The following is a 1172-nucleotide window of genomic DNA, read 5'->3' as shown; positions in this document are numbered from 1 at the left end:
TAGTTCGGGCCGCCGCCGCCCTCGGGGACGACCCAGTTGATGTTCTGGGTGGGGTCCTTGATGTCGCAGGTCTTGCAGTGCACGCAGTTCTGCGCGTTGATCTGCAGCCGCGGGTCGCGGCCGTCCTCCGCCCGCACGATCTCGTACACGCCCGCCGGGCAATAGCGCGTCTCCGGCGCGTCGTAGAGCGCCAGATTGACCGCGATCGGCACCGACGCGTCCTTCAGCGTCAGGTGCGCCGGCTGGTCCTCCTCGTGGTTGGTGTTTGACAGATACACTGACGACAGACGGTCGAACGACACCACGCCATCCGGCTTGGGATAGGCGATCTTCGGCATCTCCGACGCCTTCTTCAGCGTCTCGTGGTCGCCGTGCCGGTGGTGCAAGGTCCAGGGCGACTTGCCCTTGGTCGCCGTCTCGTAGGCCGCGTTGGCCAGACCCGCCCACAGGCCCTTCTGGAAGCCGGGGCGGATGTTGCGCACCGCATGCAGCTCCGACCACACCCAGGACGCCTTCAGCTTCTCCGGATAGGCCACCGCCTCGCGGGCAGGAGCCTCGGCCGACAGCAGCTCGTGCACCGCCTCGGCGGCCAGCATGCCCGACTTCATGGCGGTGTGGTTGCCCTTGATCTTGGGCACGTTGAGGAAGCCCGCCGCGTCGCCGACGATCACCCCGCCGGGGAAGGTCAGCTTGGGGATCGACTGGAAGCCGCCCTCGCTGAGCGCCCGGGCGCCGTAGGCGATGCGCCGCCCGCCCTCGAAGGTCGGGCGGATCGCCGGGTGGGTCTTGTAGCGCTGGAACTCCTCGAACGGCGACAGGTGCGGGTTCTCGTAGTCGAGCCCGACCACGAAGCCGACCGACACCAGGTTGCCCTCCATGTGGTAGAGCCAGGAGCCGCCGTAGGTCTTGGGGTCCATCGGCCAGCCAATGGTGTGGACGATCAGGCCGGGCTGCGACTTCTCCGGCGCCACCTCCCACAGCTCCTTGATGCCGATGCCGTAGGTCTGCGGGTCGGCGTCGCGGCGCAGGTCGAAGCGCTCGAACAGCGTCTTGGTCAGCGAGCCGCGGCAGCCCTCGGCGAAGATGGTCTGCCGGGCGTGCAGCTCCATGCCCGGCGTGTAGTTGGCGGTCCGCTCGCCGTCCTTGCCGATGCCCATGTCGCCGGTGGCCAC

Annotated in this window: 1 protein-coding gene; it reads right to left on the bottom strand. The window is 68.4% G+C overall.

Annotated features, from left to right (window positions below):
• Nucleotides 1-1172, bottom strand: a 1172-nt coding sequence (locus DXK32_RS31940) for an electron transfer flavoprotein-ubiquinone oxidoreductase (protein ID WP_162801454.1), incomplete at both ends; no start/stop codon positions are given.

The sequence above is a fragment of the Azospirillum brasilense genome (assembly GCF_003349955.1).
GTDB classification, from domain to species: domain Bacteria; phylum Pseudomonadota; class Alphaproteobacteria; order Azospirillales; family Azospirillaceae; genus Azospirillum; species Azospirillum brasilense_B.
Note: the sequence above shows the minus strand (reverse complement) of the source record. Positions and strands in the feature narration are given on the sequence as shown.